Source organism: Paenibacillus sp. EKM212P (assembly GCF_011066115.1).
GTDB classification, from domain to species: domain Bacteria; phylum Bacillota; class Bacilli; order Paenibacillales; family Paenibacillaceae; genus Paenibacillus; species Paenibacillus polymyxa_B.
In genome coordinates, this window is record NZ_JAAMNR010000008.1 from 61,298 (window position 1) to 79,785 (window position 18,488).

General features: G+C 47.5%; 13 protein-coding genes and 1 riboswitch. All 13 genes read right to left on the reverse strand.

Annotated elements, in window-relative coordinates; translation table 11 throughout:
* Positions 1-117 precede the first annotated feature (117 nt).
* Positions 118-1,101 (reverse strand): Gfo/Idh/MocA family protein, encoded by a 984-nt coding sequence (locus tag G9G54_RS20605; RefSeq protein ID WP_165179422.1) that lies wholly within the window; start codon positions 1,099-1,101, stop codon positions 118-120.
* A 141-nt stretch (positions 1,102-1,242) separates the two neighbouring features.
* Positions 1,243-1,737: a GNAT family N-acetyltransferase gene (locus G9G54_RS20610; RefSeq protein WP_165179423.1), complete on the reverse strand. Its 495-nt coding sequence runs from the start codon at positions 1,735-1,737 to the stop codon at positions 1,243-1,245.
* Between the two features lie 230 nt (positions 1,738-1,967).
* Positions 1,968-6,935 (reverse strand): DUF4132 domain-containing protein, encoded by a 4,968-nt coding sequence (locus tag G9G54_RS20615; protein ID WP_165179424.1) that lies wholly within the window; start codon positions 6,933-6,935, stop codon positions 1,968-1,970.
* Between the two features lie 15 nt (positions 6,936-6,950).
* Entirely contained in the window at positions 6,951-7,370 is a 420-nt protein-coding gene (locus G9G54_RS20620) for a hypothetical protein (RefSeq protein ID WP_061830603.1), read from the reverse strand.
* 345 nt (positions 7,371-7,715) lie between these two features.
* Positions 7,716-8,573 carry a MetQ/NlpA family ABC transporter substrate-binding protein gene (locus G9G54_RS20625; protein WP_165179425.1) on the reverse strand — a complete coding sequence of 286 codons (858 nt, stop codon included), beginning with the start codon at positions 8,571-8,573 and terminating at the stop codon, positions 7,716-7,718.
* 277 nt (positions 8,574-8,850) lie between these two features.
* Positions 8,851-9,522, reverse strand: coding sequence for a methionine ABC transporter permease (locus G9G54_RS20630; protein WP_013308947.1), 672 nt, complete (start codon positions 9,520-9,522; stop codon positions 8,851-8,853).
* Positions 9,515-10,240 (reverse strand): methionine ABC transporter ATP-binding protein, encoded by a 726-nt coding sequence (locus G9G54_RS20635; RefSeq protein WP_013308946.1) that lies wholly within the window; start codon positions 10,238-10,240, stop codon positions 9,515-9,517. Before G9G54_RS20635 ends, G9G54_RS20630 begins: the two co-directional genes overlap by 8 nt.
* A gap of 139 nt (positions 10,241-10,379) precedes the next feature.
* Positions 10,380-11,171: an energy-coupling factor transporter transmembrane component T family protein gene (locus G9G54_RS20640; protein ID WP_165179426.1), complete on the reverse strand. Its 792-nt coding sequence runs from the start codon at positions 11,169-11,171 to the stop codon at positions 10,380-10,382.
* On the reverse strand, positions 11,146-12,597 hold the full coding sequence (locus G9G54_RS20645) for an ABC transporter ATP-binding protein (protein WP_165179427.1): 1,452 nt from the start codon (positions 12,595-12,597) through the stop codon (positions 11,146-11,148). The genes G9G54_RS20640 and G9G54_RS20645 overlap by 26 nt, the downstream gene beginning before the upstream one ends.
* Positions 12,597-13,193 (reverse strand): ECF transporter S component, encoded by a 597-nt coding sequence (locus G9G54_RS20650; protein ID WP_165179428.1) that lies wholly within the window; start codon positions 13,191-13,193, stop codon positions 12,597-12,599. The genes G9G54_RS20645 and G9G54_RS20650 overlap by 1 nt, the downstream gene beginning before the upstream one ends.
* A 249-nt stretch (positions 13,194-13,442) precedes the next feature.
* Positions 13,443-13,552: riboswitch (TPP riboswitch) on the reverse strand.
* A 43-nt stretch (positions 13,553-13,595) separates the two neighbouring features.
* On the reverse strand, positions 13,596-14,393 hold the full coding sequence (locus tag G9G54_RS20655) for a TatD family hydrolase (RefSeq protein ID WP_165179429.1): 798 nt from the start codon (positions 14,391-14,393) through the stop codon (positions 13,596-13,598).
* Positions 14,394-14,412: 19 nt separating this feature from the next.
* Positions 14,413-17,022, reverse strand: a complete 2,610-nt coding sequence (locus G9G54_RS20660; protein ID WP_165179430.1) for a polynucleotide kinase-phosphatase — start codon at positions 17,020-17,022, stop codon at positions 14,413-14,415.
* Complete coding sequence (locus G9G54_RS20665; protein ID WP_165179431.1) at positions 17,019-18,473, reverse strand: 3' terminal RNA ribose 2'-O-methyltransferase Hen1; 1,455 nt, start codon at positions 18,471-18,473, stop codon at positions 17,019-17,021. Before G9G54_RS20665 ends, G9G54_RS20660 begins: the two co-directional genes overlap by 4 nt.
* Between the last annotated feature and the right edge of the window lie 15 nt (positions 18,474-18,488).

Here is an 18,488-nt window from a genome sequence, read left to right on the forward strand (position 1 = left end):
GTCGCTATTTGGGAATTGGAAATACTTATGTATGAGGATTTTTCAAAATCCTGGTATAAAAAACGCCCACAAACAAAAAATTCCAGAGAACCTGAAAGGTCCCTGGAATTAACGTGATTATTCGAACGGATACCGAAGCCCCCACTGTGAACGAATCTGATCCATCAGTTTCATAATTCCTAATGATTCATCCAAAGAAATAGTAGAACTTTCGAGCAAGCCTTCGTTCAAGCAACGCCCGACTTCTTCTGCTTCAAAGGCATAGCCTGTAGAGGATCGGTCATCCTGAAAGTTTTGTGCCTCTTCACCGTCCACAACTAAAGTAGCCGATGTGCTGTTCAAGAATGACGGAATGTGGATATAACCCTTTGTTCCATGGATGTATGCTTCATTCGTCAATCCGAGACGGACTGCCCCGTTAAGCATAGCTGTGCGTCCTTTTCCATAATCCAGCAAGATCGAAAATGTCTCGTCAACGCCTGTCTCTCCGATATGAGCAGTGCTCCATACATGCTCAGGTTCAGGGCCGAAGACCATTGAAGCAAAAGAAACCGGATAAATTCCTGCATCTAATAGAGCACCTCCGCCCAGCTCAGGGTTCAAAAGCCGCCCCTCCGGGTTCCAATCTACTCGAAAACCAAATTCCGCCTTAACCAGCTTTACCTCACCAATGTGTCCCGCATGTATCCACTCCCGCACTTGGCGAATCGGAGGCAAAAAACGTGTCCACATTGCTTCCATCAGGAATAGCTTACGCTCACGTGCAAAGCCGATCAGTTCCTCCAATTCTTTACTATTGACGGTGAAGGGTTTCTCACACAAGACCGCTTTCCCCGCCCGAAGAGCCGTCAGAACATTTTCTTTATGAAAAGGATGAGGAGTCCCTACGTAAATAGCATCTATCTCGGGATCTTGTGCTAATTCCTCATAGCTCCCGTAAGCCCTTGATATTTGATGCTTAGCCGCAAATTCGGTAGCGCTTTCAATAGTGCGTGATCCAACAGCATACCCTTCTCCATTCGTAACATGCGCCAAATCCGCCACAAATTGATCTGAGATCCAGCCTGTGCCGACAATTCCCCAATTAATCTTTTTGCTCATACGTGTGTCCCTCCCAGCAATTTGGTTAACGTTGACTTACAACATACCCTTTTATTCTAGCAAACGCCTGTCCTAAACAAAAGAAGCATCTGCTAGACGACGGTTTCTTTTGTGGCCTAGCAGCATCTTCATTTATACCCATTATTGAATGACGTATCTGTAAAACTTTTTATCCACTTTCATGACTGGAAAACCAAGCGGCAATTCTCCAGGAGCTATACTAACAAAACCGTTCTTCTCATAAAAACGATGAGCTGCTACGAATTGTGGTGTTGTTCCAAGATAGATTTCTTCAATAGACCTTTCCCTAGCCCATCCTATGGCATGATGCAATAATTGATTCGAAACATTGAATGTTTTACCTCTATAGTTTTGTTTTACAAACATCTTTCTGAGTGCTGTCTTACGGTTCCCAATATCTAACAAAGCTATAGTCCCTACTACGTTTCCTTCACTAAGAGCCACCCAGAAGTTGCCGTTACCACGCTGATAAAAGTTTTCAATATCAAGCAAATCTGGCTGATCTTCTTTGGTTATGGCGATATCATATTCATCTTTTTGAATATGTAAAATTAAATCAACAACTTGTGATTGATACTCAGTTGAGTACTCTTTTAGGAAGATACTATTAAACATCGTTATGCTCTCCTATGATCGTCAATTGTTATACTGTTAGATTCCCATCAAACCACAGAACCTAAAATATTCCCCATATCTCCTTATTCGTGCTCGATAAACGCTCAATATTAAATAACTCAACCTCCGCAACTAAACTAAGTTTCCACCTACACAGTCGAGGATGCGAAATCATTGTTTAGGTGCGAACGTCGAGTTAATTATGAATCTATATATATCAGAATTCTATTCTACGCTTGAAGCTGTGTAAGAATTTGCGGGTCCTTGATCTTCTGATCCTCGGCCAACAACACAACTTTGGATAGAATCTCAGCTGTTCTTGGGTCCTCGTCCAGAAACGGCAGGAAGATGCGTCCACGATGCTGCGAATGCACCGGGATAATATGCAGTGCTCCCTTCGCTTGCTTGTAGACACCCCCGCTTCCCAGATGCACAGCATATTCGCCAAGAGTCCCATCTACACGTGCATAATTCCCATCCAAGCGTACATTGCTAATTTTCAGCAGGCGAAGTGATTCCTGCACAATAACCCTACGCATTTCAATGGTCGTCAGACTGGCCTCTGGATCAACGCCACCTACATGGGCAACACTGACGACCAGATCCACGTCCCGCATAACTTCGGAGAACAGAACAGGAGGAACTTCGTTCAACGGTACGCTCTTATACGTTGTCCGATCAAAGAACTGCACTGTCTCCAGTGTAGGAGCCTCGGTATCCGCTGGTGAGAACCAGTCCGCCATAGCATACAGGTTCGCAATCAGATTCTCAGCATAGTACACCTTCTGAAGTCCGTCCTCATAGCTGACTGTCCATTGGCGACCTTTCAATAGGGATACCGTTTTATTCGGCTGTACCTGGTGTCCTGCATATCGACGGGAAACGGTCGCATTTGCACGTTCATCAGCATTCAGCAAGTACAGCTCACGGAACACCTGCTTAAATGGCTGGCGTATCTGGCGGTCGAATAAGTCCTTCTGGAAGTCGCTCCAACAACCACTTTCGAACAAATGAAGGGGATGAGCAATAATCAGCTTATCCTCTTCTCCTATAGTATGCTGTTCAGCAAAAGGAGCCGTCAATACCAACGTTTCCTCATTAAAATATCCGAGGTGATCATCAGCCTTGAACACCAGTGTCCGCACCAACGGAGCAAGCACAGGATTACCCAGCAATCCTCTCAATTCCTTCACCATAAAGGTCGTACCAGACTCCATAGAGCGTTCCAATTCTTTGCGAGCTCTGCGGTACTGATCCACTAGATCTCCTTTAAGCTCCTTCAGCGACGTAACATACTCATCCTTCTTGAAACGAGCCGGAATGGATTTCAGCGTCTTGCCTTTGCTGACAATTTCAATATCTGCCGCTCCTTCAGTATCAATGACGAGCTGCACCGTTGTAGCCTCGTCCAAAGCATGTGGCTCAAAATAAGACCGAAGATCATCCAGCTTACGAGCTTCCATATCCCATACGAGACGGGTTACGTCATCATAGCCTGCGTTACGTGCCAAATTCCCGAGCGCAATCCGTGAAACGAGTGCCTCACTGGCCTTACGCTGTGCCCCGAATTTTTTGCTTTGTTCCAGAAACCTCTGGATAAAATCATAACGTTCGCGTATATCTGGTTCAGGCGGCTGAGCAAGTGGAATCAGACTGTAGGTCAGCAAATGGTCTTTGTTTCGCTTGTCCTCCACTGATTTTTCCATTTCACTCCGTTTGAGCTTACCCAGCGTCGCATCTGCAAACAACTGGGATCGACGATGATTGGCTCCAGCCGAAATATACTTGGCACAATCGTACAGCAGGTCAAAACGTTCCTCGCCCAACGTCTCATAGGCCTCATGAAACCAGTGAATATCGAAGGCACCATCATTAAAATCTTGTGGAGCAATCGGCGAGTAATGAGCTACAATCGTTTCCTTCTCGGCCGAAAAACCTTCATTGATATGCGCATGGAAATACCATGCCGCACTGCGAAGCCCTTCCCAACCGAGAAAGTCTGCTACAATCTCAATCCACTGCGGGGCATACATAGCCGCCTCCAGCAGACGTTTATCCGTAATTTTAGTGTTCTTCAGCTTTTCCTTGAGCAACGTGGCATCCTCGCCATCACTCGGATAACATGCCTTGAGCAAGTGGCTGAACGATTCCTTTTTGGTAATACGATCACCGTAGCCGTACACATAACCACGCACAAACGTTTCCTTGTCGAGACCCTCCAGAATACGGATGAAATAATCCATACCTTCAAATTGGCTCAAGCCCATAACCTTTGGCGTAGCCTCGGTAGGCAAATCGCCTCGAACCAATTCAACCTCTAGCAGTCGATCAATAACCGTACGACGTATCTCCAAAAATTCTGGTTTGCTAGAAATCCATGTATTGCGGGCATTGGTTAAGGAACTCATATGTCTTCTGCTTTCACTACCAGCCAGCAGCTCCCGATACACTTCACCTACACCAATCAACCCTTTTTCGTATGCTTTGAAGTAATCCTCCAGATCCAGCGGAGAATAAAAACGATTTTCCGCTCCTGGCAGTTCTGCGTAGTTCACAAAGGTATGGAAAAAGCGCTTAGAGGACTCATCATCATGGACCTGCCCCTTCTCCAGTGCCACCCACGGGCCAGACAATAGATGGACCATTCCCATATCCTCTTCAGGTCTGTCCTTAGGCATGCCTTGCATTAGTGAATTTAAAGCAAGGTCAATTACGTCAAATGTTTGGTCACCGGATGTGTCCATAAAATAAGCATTAACTAATGTGCTTACCTGATCGGAATAGGTCAGTTCTGCCATCCACTTCTGTACCTCGTTAATGCGATCCAACGGATACATTTGCTCAGCGAAATCTTTACGCCATCCTTCCAGCAGCTTGTGCTTGCTTTGTTCTGAATAGTCCATGTTAAAAGAAAAGTATCGATAATAGCGATCCAGCGTTCGGTCCATAGGCTCTAATCGGTCATAAAAAACAAGCTCCAGCAGTTCACGCGCTTCCATGCCGCTTTCCTGCAAATAACGGTCCCACTCCTCATAGAGAGGATATAAAGACAGTCTGGAATCTACTTCTTCATCGATCTGAACCAGCTGTAGAGGGCGAAGGTTCGTCCCAATAAGCAATGTATCTTTGTAGCCCGAATAATACTCCGCAGTATATTCCACATCACGATGATGATGAACAAGCTCGTCTAGTCCACTCAAGAACTGCTTGAGCTTCTCCAATGGACTAACAAAAACATCGGCCAATCGAAAATCACCCAGATCAACTTTCTCTTCCAACCAAGCTTCCTTGACATTCGGATCGTACAGTCCAAAACCATTAGCCCCTGTAAAAGCATCCTCCTGTCCCAGCTTGGACAGCAGTTGCTCCTCTTTGGCTGTAGGTTGCTGAATGATATCCGCCAAAGTCCGCAGGCTTTCATACTGTTCGGCACGATCCGGGTCTGCATATATCTTCGTCAATACTTCCAGTCCACCCAATCGTTGCAGCTCCGCCTTAGCACGCAGCAAGCGTTCCAATGAGCCAGCGAGCGGCTCTTCCGATTGTGAGAGCAGCACACCAATGACACTTTGGCGCAATGATCCCGTCTTGAGCTTTAATAAGGCTTCCATTTGTTGCATTTCTGGTTCCGACAGCGTCAGCTTACGTGCCTTGGCCACAGCGAACTCACGGATACTCATACTTTTGTCAGACAAACTGGAAAAAATAAAATCACGTTGTACCGCATCCTCAGGTTTTTGCACAAAATGGTTCAACAGTTCGCCACGCAGATTAGGGCTAATCTGTTCCTTTAAGGCTATGATTTCCCCAATCCAGGAAGCATCCATATCATAACCAGCGAGATACAGCATTTTTTGAATAGGTGCATCTGAGCGGTGATACAGATTAACAAAATCCAGCACCTTGGAGGGCTCGGTGGACTCACCCTTTTTCATATGTACAAACAGGTTATGAAGTCGTTCAAAATCCTTACGCCGCTCCTCTTTGCTCTCCAGCAAAGGAGTACGCACCACTTTAACGATCCGATCCGCGACCGTCCCGCCTTCTACCCATTCATAAAAATAATTGCTTGTATAGTTCGTCAGTATCCAATATTGAAGCTCTTGGTCCGTTTCATCCAGATATTCTCTCGCAATTCCGAGGCGCACATCCTTGTTGTCACTGTTAGACAGTACATACAGTGCTACGATCTTCTGGTAGGTTGCTCCTTGCTCCATGAGTTTTCGAACCTGTCCATACAAATCACGTTCCTCATGTACTGCCGTAGCCCACAAACTCATATAAACTTCATTAGCATTTGAGCTGATCAGCCATTCCTGGCGCAGTTCACTACGAGTCAATGCTTCATATGCCTGCTCGATCAGTTGGCGAACGACCCGCTGATTGGCGGATTCCAAGCCCATGCCCGTCCATACTGCAAGCGCCCGCACCACCGAACTGTAACGAATGAAGCCTTGGTCGATGATTACCTTCAACAGATATATTAGAGCCTCCGGGGTCCCTTCATCCATTTGTTCCACGATGCTTTGGCGCAATCCCTCCTGGAGTTTGGCGGCTGCCAAGAGCTCGCCGATCATGCGATAATTCTCCTCCTGATGACTCAGGAGCATGCCTTTAATCATATTGCGCGTAAGTAACGCCGCCTGATTATCCCCATAAATAATAGCTTTTAACGCCTCAAGCACCTGTGAATTACCGTGATCCAGCTCATAAGCAATCCAGTTACCAATCGTTTCCTGAATCCGGTAATCTCTGCCTGGTTCATAATCCTTTTTTGTTAAATAATCCATTACGGAGAACCCGATACAGTCCATTCGGATCAACTGCACCATTCTTTTATAAACCCGGGAAGTATGGGCCGTAATATCCGAAGTGCGAAACGGTTTGCGCGCATACCCTGTGCTGTATGGATATTCAGTCACATGCTCCGTTAGATGTGCGAATACATCGCCCGCTGTTTGTCCAATTAGAGCATGTAATACCTCTGTGAGTGGCTTAAACAGCGGTTCTCCGCTTTCTGTCGCCCGTTCTTTTAATATTCGCTGACATTCGTTAAATGGCTCCTCGTTCTCCTGTATGTAATGAAGCTTACCTAGTTCCACAACATACTGAGCCAACTCCTGTTGTGGTCCATCCAGTTGCGCCGCGCGCTCCTTCAGTGTGGTGAAATATTCTTGCTCATTGTTCTCTTGATGCATGTTTCGTTTCCCCCTCTACCATAGGCCTCCAGCCAGCATTGTGAAGCGTATAAATACAATCTCATTCCCATCCTTAAGTGACAAAGGAGCATCGAGTTCAATAGTTTCCTCGTCACACACAAAAACTCTGTATAAACCATCTTCAAATGCCTGCATCGCCGTGTTCACGGCATCCTTAATATCCGGGACACCATCATTATATATAGAACCGAATCCTACTTTGCCTATCTCGCCTTGTGCCTGAACTTCTTCTCCCGTAAGAAACGGAATCAGCGCGACACTCTCCTGCTTTTCCCGCAGCTTTTGAACATTCAGAGCAACGGTTGCAGTAATCAAATCTCGCAATGTTTCTGGAGCAGGACTCAGCTCTATTTCCTGTCGTGCGAGTGCGGGCTTGCGCTTTCCCAAACTTTTTACAGTTACAAACAGCTTCATGTCGTTCCCCTTCCTTTTTATTCACGCTTTTGGCCCGTTGTCAGCTGAATTTTTTGACCCATATAAAAACACCGTTAACGAAATCGAAAACGAATGTTTGTTCGTATTTTTATTTTAATATGTTCCTTATCATTACTCCATCGCCCTTTATGACCAAAATTCGCAGCGGTGCAACACCCTAAAACCTTAAAAAATAAGACTTTATACCCTGTTTTCGATAATTCCTTTCCATATTAAGGATGAAAAAAAGACCTGCACAAGGGAGACCATCTGCTCTTCACAGACTTCCTTCCATTATACAGGTCGTATTTCATCATAAAACGATGTTTCAACATACTTATTTATTTAAAATGCTGGAACAACGCTATCCTTGTAATTGTCCTCAAAAAATTTACGTACTTCCGGTCCAGTCATTCGCTTTGCCAGCTTTTGAATAGCATCGGAATCTGCATTATCCTTACGCGCTACCAGATTAATGGCAAAGTGCGTATCGTCTTTTTCGGTAATCAGCGCGTCCTTCTTCGGTGTCAGACCGAGCGGCTTGGCATATGCGGGATACATGGTAGCCATGTCCACATCATCCAGTGACCGCGCTAGCATCAACAAATCCACTTCTTTAAACACAAATTTTTTCTTATTTTCAATAATATCAGCCTGTGTAGCATTATAGCCTACGCCTTCTTTAAGCTTGATCAAACCGTTTTGCTCCATCATTACTAAAGAACGTCCAGTATTGGCCGGGTCATTGGCAATGGCAATAGTCGCACCTTCCGGCAGGTCTTTAACGTTCTTGTATTTTTTGGAGTACGCGCCGTAAATGGCGTTGTAAATAGGTTTTATCGCCACCAAATCAGACTTGTTGCTTTCATTATATTGTTGCATAAAAGGAGCATGCTGAAAGAAGTTAGCATCTACTTCCCGGCTTGCCAATGCGTTGTTCGGTTGGATATTGTCTGAAAGCACGACGATTTCCAGATTGACTCCGTCCTGTTTAAGCAGCGGCTTCACGATATCCAGCACATCTGTCATCGGTGGGATTAGCGTTGCTACTTTCAAGGTCACTTCTTTTTGGGAATTTGCTTCTTTAGACTGTGTTTCTGGAGCAGCCTGCTTTTGACCACCGCATCCGGCAACCAGTAGCATAACGACAGCAAATAGTGTAAGTAATTTCAAGTTCGTTTTCATGTTGTTTTTCCGACTCATTTGATGAGGAACCTCCAAGTAAATTGTGATTAGGAAGATAAAAAATGAGTTACAGTGGGAGCCGCAGCCGCTTCGCGAATGATTTGACCTTACGATCGCTGTTGAAACGGGATTCTCTCTGATTTGTAAAGTGATGTATAGGTTAGAATCCCATTTCAAAGGCGAACGCTAACGCTTCTTCAGATTCAAATTCTTCGCTCCGCTTTTGAGGTACTGTAAAGTCATTTTTATTTCCCATAGTGAGTTGTGCAAGTATAGTGAAAGTTACAATTCCACCTTACCGCTTGTCGATCCGGCGGGATATGGTGCTTCCGGTGAACTGGATCGTTTGTACGAAAATAATCATGACAACGATGGTGAACGCCATCAAGCCTGTTTCAAAACGCTGGTAACCGTAGCGGATGGCAAAATCGCCTACCCCGCCGCCGCCCACAATGCCCATCACCGTGGAGTAGGAGATGAAGCTAATGGTGGACGTGGTCAAACCCAGTACAAGCCCGGAACGAGCCTCCACGTACAGAAATTTAAAAATAAGCTGGAGGGTGGATGCCCCCATAGAAGTAGCGGCTTCAATTACACCCTTGGGCACCTCGAGCAATGATTGCTCCACCAGCCTCGAATAATAGGCGATGGCCACCACTGACAAGGGAACCGTTGCAGCCATCGTGCCCAGCGCCGTCCCTACGACCAGACGTGTAAATGGAATCATAAACACGACGAGCAGCAAAAACGGGAATGAGCGGATAACATTGACCACACTGTTCAATAGGGTGAACAGCAGTCGATTTTCATATTTTTGCCCTTTACCACACAAATACAAAATCGTTCCTGCCGGAAGCCCTAACAGTACAGCTGCTGCGATAGAAATCCCCACCATGATAAACGTCTCTCCGATGGCTTTCCATATCTCAGACTGATATTGCGCAATGATGCTCAGCATTTCATTCATCAGCTTCACCTGCTCCCGCTGTTGAACCTACCGCAGTGTCAGCTACACGCTGCGTTGAAAGTAGCTGCCCATCTCGCATTTCTGATACACGGGTACAAATATTGCGTACCACATCCATATCGTGCGTTACGATTACAATGGTAACTCCCAGTTCACGGTTGATCTCCCGTAACACGCCCAAAATATCCGCGGTCGTCTGCGGATCAAGCGCCGAGGTCGGCTCATCACACAGCAGCACCGCAGGTCGATTCGCCAGCGCTCTGGCTATCGCCACACGTTGCTTTTGGCCTCCGCTCAGTTGTGCCGGATACTGTTCTGCTTTATCAGCTAAACCGACGAATTGCAGGCATTCGCGCACACGTTCCGCTCTCTCTTTTTTCGCGACACCTGCCAGTTCTAACGGCATTGCCACATTTCCACTGACCGTCCGATTGTGAACAAGATGATAATGCTGAAAAATCATCCCTATGGATCGCCGCGCTTCTCGGAGACGTTTTTCCGGCATGCGAGTCAGATCTTCCCCGTTTACAACCACGTTTCCCTCATCCGGCCTTTCCAATACATTCATCAACCGGAGCAAGGTAGACTTACCGGCACCGCTGGCACCTATAATACCGTGGATTTCCCCCTCCTCCACTTGAAGGGACACGGATTGAACCGCATGAAATTGGCCGCTTGAGGTGGTATAATGCTTGCTTACCTGATGCAGCGTAATCATGAAACTTGGCCTCCTGATGATCCATTTCTCAGGGAAAATGTAATAAGCCCGCCAGCCCAGGCGGGTCTGTACGAGCCGTCAATTCCCATTGCATTAATATACCACAGAGCAGAAAACGGGCAAAGCCTTTTGACAACAATTAACGTACATCCCACACCCCCACATAAGGAAAGCAGATACCGAGTCCCCAAGCCAGCGTAAGCATTATGACAAAATAGAATATGAATACAATATCTACAGCCGAATAGCCAATCGCATAATAATACGTTCTCTTGGTTTCATTAGCAAAACCCTTGGCTTCCATGGCAATAGCAATTCGCTGTGCACGCCGGATACTTTGAGCGAGCAGCGGAATCGCATATCTGCGGAGTGTGGCATACATATTCCATTTGGACACATGCTGATGCAAGCCTCGAATGCGATGAGCTTGTCTCAATGACTGGAATTCCTCCACCATCATGGGCAATAACCGCATGGCTGCCAAAAAGCTATACGCATACTTCGGAGGGAGCCTCCATTGCTGCATCAGTGAATAAAAAAGGTCCACCGGACGAGTCGTTAAACCAAACAGCAACCCTACCGCAGCCATACTCAGCGCACGAAAGCCCAGATGCATGCCTCGGTAAAAGCTTTCCTGCGTCACATGGATCAAGCCCCATGTCCACCAGGTCGTCACCCCTTTGCCGAACATCATCATGCCCGTTGAAGTTGAAATAAACACCAATATAAAGGGAGATCCGTACAGCAGCAGCCTCTTCCATGGATGGCCTGACCAGACAAGCAGCAGCAGCATAGCACACGCAACATTAAACATGACATTCGGATCATGAATGACTATAACGACCACAAACAGTATGGAAAACATAACGAGCTTTAAGCCCGGATTCACGCGATGCAGCCATGTTTTATGATGGGGAAAGGACAGGTTCATACTGTAGTTCCCCTCTCTGAATCCGCCATATATCGGTACAATATCGACGGACAATTTCCGGGTCATGCGTGACCATCACAATGGCCGTGCCTGCCGCTCTCAGCTGCTCCAACATATCCAGCATGACAAAGGTATTACGCGCATCCTGCCCAAAAGTCGGTTCATCCAGCAGCAGCACCTCCGGCTCACGGATCATAGCCGTAGCAATACTCAACCGCCTTTTTTGGCCCAATGAAAGCTGATACGGATGACGCTCGTCCAGCCGCTCCAGTCCGAACTGTACGAGCATCCGATCGACCCGTTCCCGGCACTGTTCAACGGTGAACAAGCTCTTGGGTAACGAATACTCTAGTTCCTTTCGTACGGTATGCGCTACGAATTGCAGCTCGGGATTTTGAAACGCGAACCCGATACGCTCTGCCAGTTGTTCCGTACTGCCTGCCTCAATTCCGCGCATGCTATAACGTCCCTGTGTGCGAAGTAAGCGCATCATGGAGAGCAGCAGCGAGCTTTTGCCAGCCCCGTTTTCACCGACCACGCCAATCCAGTCGCCAGGCTTCACCTGCGCATGCTCCACATAAATCACTGAACTTAAACTACGGAGGCCGCTAAAATGTTCCAGCTCCAGCAAATCAATCCCCGTACCATTCTGCTGTGTCACTGATTCACTCCAACGTGGCGAAGACGATTCATTCCATACTGCCGGATACCACACGCCGTACTCAGACAATGCCTGCCGATGCACATGAAATACTTCTTCTGCCCTTCCATCCGCAATGATCTCCCCTTGAGCAGAAAGCACCACAATCCGATCCACATCATGGACAATTTCATTAATTTTATGCTCCACGATCACCAGTGTCTGGTCTACCGAAATGTTGCGAATGGTATCCCACACCTGTGTAGTGCCTTCCTCGTCCAACAAAGCCGTCGGCTCATCCAGAAAAAGCACTTCTGGCTCCATAGCCAGCACAGACGCAATCGCCAAACGCTGCTTCATTCCCTGTGACATGTTGCCAATGGGCATATGTATATCATCCGTCGATAGACCAACCTGTATCAGCAGCTCGCGAATACGGGATTGCATCTGTTCCCGGGGAACCTGATTATTTTCCAACACAAAAGCCAGTTCCTCGTCTGCATATGACATACAAAACTGCGTATCAGGATCTTGAAATACAATACCTGAGACACTTGGGATTACAGCAGCATCGCATTTCATAGGCACTTCTATCGTGCGTGGAATCAGACCGCTTAACACTTGGAGCAGCGTTGATTTACCGCATCCACTCGGTCCCAGTAGCAGCAGCTTTTCCCCCTTGTGGACAGACAAAGACATATTGTGAAAAAGCAGCTCTTGCTCACCGGGGAATTTCAACCGTAGACGGGTGATCGAAGCCACCACATCTTCGGTTGCCCGGCTCATCAATCCAGCCCCTTATAATCTTGTTCCGTTGCAGGTCTCAAACTTCGTGTAACTCCCGTTACCTCCAATGCCTTAGCCAGATAGAACGCGAATACCCCGGCAATCACAATACTGCCAATCATCCGAAATCCAATATACAAAACATAGTTCCAAGTCGATAGCTGATCAATATACCCGTAGCTGAAGTCTAAAATCAGAGAAGTGACAGCCGCCCCAGCCGCAGCTAGCGAAGCAACCCACAGATTTGCGTTCCGATACAGAAAAGCCGCAAAAAACAGCTCTGCCCCCAAGCCTTGCAGCAGGCCATAGTACAAGGTGGACATGCCCCATTCGCTTCCCAAAAAAGCACTGACCGTTGCCGCTGCCACCTCTGCCAAAATCGCAACACCCGGCTTGCGAATGATGAGATAAGCAAACGTACCTGCCATAAACCACATGCCATACATCAGTTGCTCGGCGTGTAGACCCAATGGTTTCATCAAATCATAGGCAGGCCCCCATATTTTATAGACCAAACCGAACACAACAGATATCACAATCGTGACCAAAATATCAGTCAGCTTCAACCCTTTGGACGCTCTTACAGTAGTATTCATTATTGCGTGCTCCCCTTTTTCCTATAATTGGCCTCTTGGCCATAAAAAAAAGCTTGTCTGGAGCTGAATCTCCAGGCAAGCTTTATGCGCAGTAAAAGGTGAAGCACCATACAAAACATCATTCGTCGATATGCCTTATATAACCAGTAGTCTAAGCTATTACACTGATACCAAGCCAAAGCCAAGGTCAAAGCAAAATGCTAGGACATACATTGAATCTATCGACAACCGCAAAACAAGCGGCATTCCTGTATAGTGTTCTTGGTTTCTCTACGCTGGCATTACCCAGATCAGATTTCACGGTCAGTGGCAAGGGCCACCCTCTCAGCCTGACTTTCTCAAGCTCCCGACAATGCTTTTTAATTCACTATAATATATACCACATCTATGGCTTTGACAATCCTATAATCCGAAGAAACGTCTGGCCGTCTCCGTCGTCGCGATTTCAATCTCCATCATACTTCGACCTGTACATTCGGCTACCGTAGCAGCAATATGAGCGAGATACATCGGCTCATTACGCCCCTCTTTGGGCTTCACGGGTAGATTACGCGGGGTCAAAAATGGAGCATCCGTTTCAATCATCAGACGGTCCAAGGGAATATCTCTGACCAGTTCACGCAGATGTTTGCCACGCCGTTCGTCGCAAATCCAGCCGGTGATCCCGATATACAGTCCCATTTCTACATACGTATGCAATTCCTGTTCCGTGCCGGTAAAACAATGCACTACCGCTTTATCGACAAGCCCTTGATACTCCCGAAGCATAGCGGCAAAGTCCTCATGTGCATCTCGTTCATGCAGAAATAACGGCATTTTCAGCTCACCCGCCAGTTGGATTTGCTCCGCAAACCATCGTCGCTGCACATCACGTGGCGAAAAATCACGGTTATAGTCCAGTCCGCATTCCCCTATGGATACAACCTGCGGCTGACCCGCAAGTTGGCGGAGTTGCTGAATCGTATCTGCGCTGCATTCTTTGGCATCATGGGGGTGTACGCCAGCTGTCGCATACAGCTTGCCCGGATAACGTGCTGCATACTGAGAAGCCTCCCGACTGCTGCGGACACTGGTCCCGGTAATAATCAGTGGTGAAATCCCTACAGCCGCGGCTCTCTCTACCACCTGTTCCCGATCCGCATGAAACGAACGGTGCATCAAGTTCACACCAATATCAATTAACGGTGTACCCCTTTCCATCTCAATCCCTCCTTCGCAACTACAATCTCGGATCAATCGGCTCCGATTCCAGAGATAGCGCGGCAAGGACGCATTCATGAATACGATCTACCGTATCCTTGCGGACAAAACGTTCCACGCCTTCCATACCTAGCGCTCCTTCCATCAGGGCATGACGTTCCTTTTTGTTCGTTCGACGCTGCTTCAGACGCTTTAAATTCTCAGGGGCAAGATAATCCATACCGTAAATGATGTGCAAATACTTCCGGCCTCTCACCTTGATTGCAGGCTGAATCATCTTGTCCCGATTTTTCATCAAAAAGCATTCTGGCTTGATCACAATCCCCTCATGACCATCCTCTGTCATCTCGTTCCACCAGCGAATGACCTCTTCCTCGCTTGCTTCGTCCGTGATCACGCGATACTCTGTCTCCATAAACAGGGAAGACAGCCCAGCTAGCTCCCGGTTTTGCTCCATATGCCAAATATGAGAATGGTCGAAAAAAGTCTTTCCACTGTGTGCCAGCGTATGAAACGGAGCGATACGAATTTCATCCAGACCGTCCACATCCCAGCAATATTTTTGAAAAGCCTCTTGAAACGTTACGGCATTCGCATATTTCCATTCCATTTCCTCCAGCCAGTCTCCAACCTCTCGGCCTGCAACCTTCGCCTGCTTCAGCTTGTCTACCAGCTTACTGCGATCCAGCAGAGCTGCTTCACCCACATGCGCATACTGTGCAGCAATCAGTTCCCGAGCCTTGAGATTCCACGGTACAATTTCCGCATCCAGCAACACAAAATCCGTCTGGTTCCGTTCAAAATATCCAGCAGTCCGTAGATCCACATTCAGCTTCTCCAGCACTTGCTTCCCAAGGCTTTGTTCAAAGAAAGCTCTCCCGCTCCGACTGTAGATCGTGCCCAATGTCGGGTAGCCTACATATTGAACAGCGGCTTGTTCGTTTTTGAATAATAGTAGAATCGCTCGGCTACCCATATGTTTTTTCTCGGCCACCATCGTTTGTACTCCTTGCCCGCGATAATAAGCCAGTGCCTCACGTGGATGCTCCAGATATCCTTCCTCTGCAGACACCGCTGGAGCAGGGCTCATCGTCGGTGGAATATACACCAGCTCCTCCACAGGTACAGTCACATGTGACACGGTATCTATAGCGGATTTGATCCATTCTCCTTGCACGTGCACTTCGCCATACGATTCCGTCAACACACTATAACCGGCGATGAGCTTGCGTAAATTCGGCGGGGAAAACCGTTTTCTCTGCCACCGGACAAGTGGGCTATCGGGATCATTCGCATAATTCTCATGTGCCGGAACGCTGACAAATTCCTTTTCCGGATAACGATAAGCGGTCAGCATACCGCCAAATACCACACCCTGATCAATATTCACCGTCTGGTTCACAAGGGTAGGCTGCGGTCTCGGATCATGTCCCCATACTACTATTTCTCCCGATTCATGGTCTACGAACCAATCCTTGCGGATCGGTTTTCCGTTCGCATCCTGCCCTTCCGTATCTCCATAGCGACAATAATCAGAAATACGTGCCGACTGTTTGCCGATAAAATGATCCTTAATCCCGGCATGAGCCACAACCACGTGTCGCAATCCATTTCTGCCAAAAATAAGATGAGAGGGTGCATGTAACAGAAAATCCCTCAACTCGCTTTTAAGCTGTTCCGCTGCTGCCTTGCCCGCTTTTTGTTCATATTGGGCCAGTTCCTCTGCAAATTGTTCATCCCCATGACTGAGAGTCACCTTTCTCCCATCGAGGTAACGGCCGATTTTCCATCCATGATTGCTGTCAATCATATACGCTAGTCCGGCATCCACGTGCTTTTTCCAGAACTGCACCGCTTGTAACGATTCTGGGCCACGGCTCATCACATCCCCGACAGATACCAGTCTTCTGCCTTCTGGATGATAGTATAGTCCTTCCATATCTTCCGTATATCCTAGCCGCTCTATCACTTCCAGCATCTCACGGTAGCACCCATGGATATCACCAATGATGTCAATACCTGAGCCAATCTCATGAAACAGTGGCTGCGCACTGCGAACAAAGTTCATTTCTTCTACATCCATAAGGATGTAGCAAGCGTTAAAGCCTTCCTCACGGATACCGCGCAGGTTCCGCTTTAACAGCTGCGCCTGCTGCTTGACCCGTTGGCGGCCACGCGGATGCTCCCTGCCTAAATCCCGTTCCAGCAGCATAGCTTCGGGTACATCCAATACCAAGGCCATCACAGGAACATGCGCCTTGGCTGCCAGCTGTACATATTTCTGGCGGTCCTCAGCATACAAATGGGTGGCATCCACAACCGTCAGCTTATTCAAGCGACAGCGCATAGCCAGAATCGTATCCATCGCCTCAAACGCCTTGGCTGACATCTGCTGATACTCATAGAACAGTACATCCGATTCCAGCCTTGGAAGTCCACTCCATTCTATAAATTCCGTATCTCCGACCAGCTTGCGAAAATGATCTGAGGATACCACTTCTGTCTCCAGTAGAACCCCTTCGCTCACCAGCCTGTCCAATAATGTGGTTTTTCCACTGTTGGAGGCCCCCACCAACACAACCAGTCCAGCGTGCGGTAAATGAATCGTACGTTTGGATGAATTGCTCATGTTTCCTTCTGCTCCTTTCTGCGCGTAAATATAGCCATTTGGGTCGGTTGTCCAAAGCCTTCGGCCTCTTCTCCGATCCCCTTCAGCGCTACCGAATAAGGAGCTTCCGCAATCCACTGCTCACATCGTTCCTGAAACTCGCTTCTACTCCATTCAAAACGGTGATCGCCATGCCGCAGCTCTTGCTGATTCATACGATACACTTCATTATATTCACGATTGGGAGTCGTCACGATCAGCACGCCCGGCTGATACTCCGTCACAATCGTCTTCATCACCCGGTTCAGACGATGCTCATCCACGTGCTCAATGACCTCACATAGAATCATCACATCTTTGCCCCGCAATTGTTCATCATAATAAAAGAGAGAGCCCATCATGGGTGTAGGGCTGATCGCGTCGGCATGCCTTTCCAGCTTGGCAAAACGCTCCATGGCTCTCACCTGTGCATACGCAGACGGCTCCACCGCCCAAATCTCTTCAACGCCCGTCATTCGAGCCAGCCGAGCCGAAAGCTTCCCTTCCCCTGAACCAAAATCTACGATTTTCTGTCTGTGAGGCAACTTGCGAATTACGTCCATAATGGCTTGATATCGCAGCTCATTTAGCCGTACTGTAGGTTGTTGCTTCCCTTCTTCCTGTGGCTGTTCTGGCTGTTGAATCTGTTCGTGCTTATCCTTTTGAGCTTGGACAGTATCCTTTTCAATATGTTTTTTTGTGCCTGTTGTTTTAGCAGAATCAGATTGCTCAAATTGCTCAATCAGATTGGTAAAACGAAGCGTGCGTCGAATGATAAGCTCGCGAAGTGGATGCTCTGGCAGCCAGCCTTCACCGTAACGTCTCAGCTTGTCAAACTCTTCTTCACTGATGTAGTAGTGCTTATAATTATCCAGCACCGGAATCAACAGTAATAACTGACGCAACGCATACTGCACCGTCTGATGACCACTTAACGTGACATATCTGACGGTGCTTCGATTTTTCAGCTGAAAAGAATAGTCCGCTTCCCCTCGTTCAATAGCCACTTGATAGCCCAGCGGAGCAAATAGTCCCTCCACTACAGCATCCGGCAAATTCGAAGCAACGGGCCCAAACGATAACTCCAGCGCAAAAGGGTGCGTCACCCATCCTGCATAGTCTTCCTTGGGTTTGCCGTTCAGGGCCGTGCCAAGCGAGCCACGAATATAGGTGCAAAATAAGCTGCTGGTTACAAACTCCCGGTCATTAATATATTGTGTAATATCATAGCTGTCTGGACTGTTTTTGACCAAATCAATCGAATCTGGCGAAGCCAGAATGACGATCTCAGCCTCTTCCTCGGTAAAAACGGTGTACACCATGCGTACACGTGCGCCTTTTTCTGTGCGATCATACGTATTGTAAGGATTCTTAGCAAGCAAATGCGAAATCATCCCTGCATGGGTTCCGGTTGCTTTTAGCGTGATGTGCATACTCCACTTCTCCTT

Coding starts and splice junctions, on each gene's coding strand:
- G9G54_RS20605 (WP_165179422.1), bottom strand. CDS start 1,101: ATGAGCAAAAAGATTAATTGGGGAATTGTCGGCACAGGCTGGATCTCA.
- G9G54_RS20610 (WP_165179423.1), bottom strand. CDS start 1,737: ATGTTTAATAGTATCTTCCTAAAAGAGTACTCAACTGAGTATCAATCA.
- G9G54_RS20615 (WP_165179424.1), bottom strand. CDS start 6,935: ATGCATCAAGAGAACAATGAGCAAGAATATTTCACCACACTGAAGGAG.
- G9G54_RS20620 (WP_061830603.1), bottom strand. CDS start 7,370: ATGAAGCTGTTTGTAACTGTAAAAAGTTTGGGAAAGCGCAAGCCCGCA.
- G9G54_RS20625 (WP_165179425.1), bottom strand. CDS start 8,573: ATGAGTCGGAAAAACAACATGAAAACGAACTTGAAATTACTTACACTA.
- G9G54_RS20630 (WP_013308947.1), bottom strand. CDS start 9,522: ATGAATGAAATGCTGAGCATCATTGCGCAATATCAGTCTGAGATATGG.
- G9G54_RS20635 (WP_013308946.1), bottom strand. CDS start 10,240: ATGATTACGCTGCATCAGGTAAGCAAGCATTATACCACCTCAAGCGGC.
- G9G54_RS20640 (WP_165179426.1), bottom strand. CDS start 11,171: ATGAACCTGTCCTTTCCCCATCATAAAACATGGCTGCATCGCGTGAAT.
- G9G54_RS20645 (WP_165179427.1), bottom strand. CDS start 12,597: ATGAGCCGGGCAACCGAAGATGTGGTGGCTTCGATCACCCGTCTACGG.
- G9G54_RS20650 (WP_165179428.1), bottom strand. CDS start 13,193: ATGAATACTACTGTAAGAGCGTCCAAAGGGTTGAAGCTGACTGATATT.
- G9G54_RS20655 (WP_165179429.1), bottom strand. CDS start 14,393: ATGGAAAGGGGTACACCGTTAATTGATATTGGTGTGAACTTGATGCAC.
- G9G54_RS20660 (WP_165179430.1), bottom strand. CDS start 17,022: ATGAGCAATTCATCCAAACGTACGATTCATTTACCGCACGCTGGACTG.
- G9G54_RS20665 (WP_165179431.1), bottom strand. CDS start 18,473: ATGCACATCACGCTAAAAGCAACCGGAACCCATGCAGGGATGATTTCG.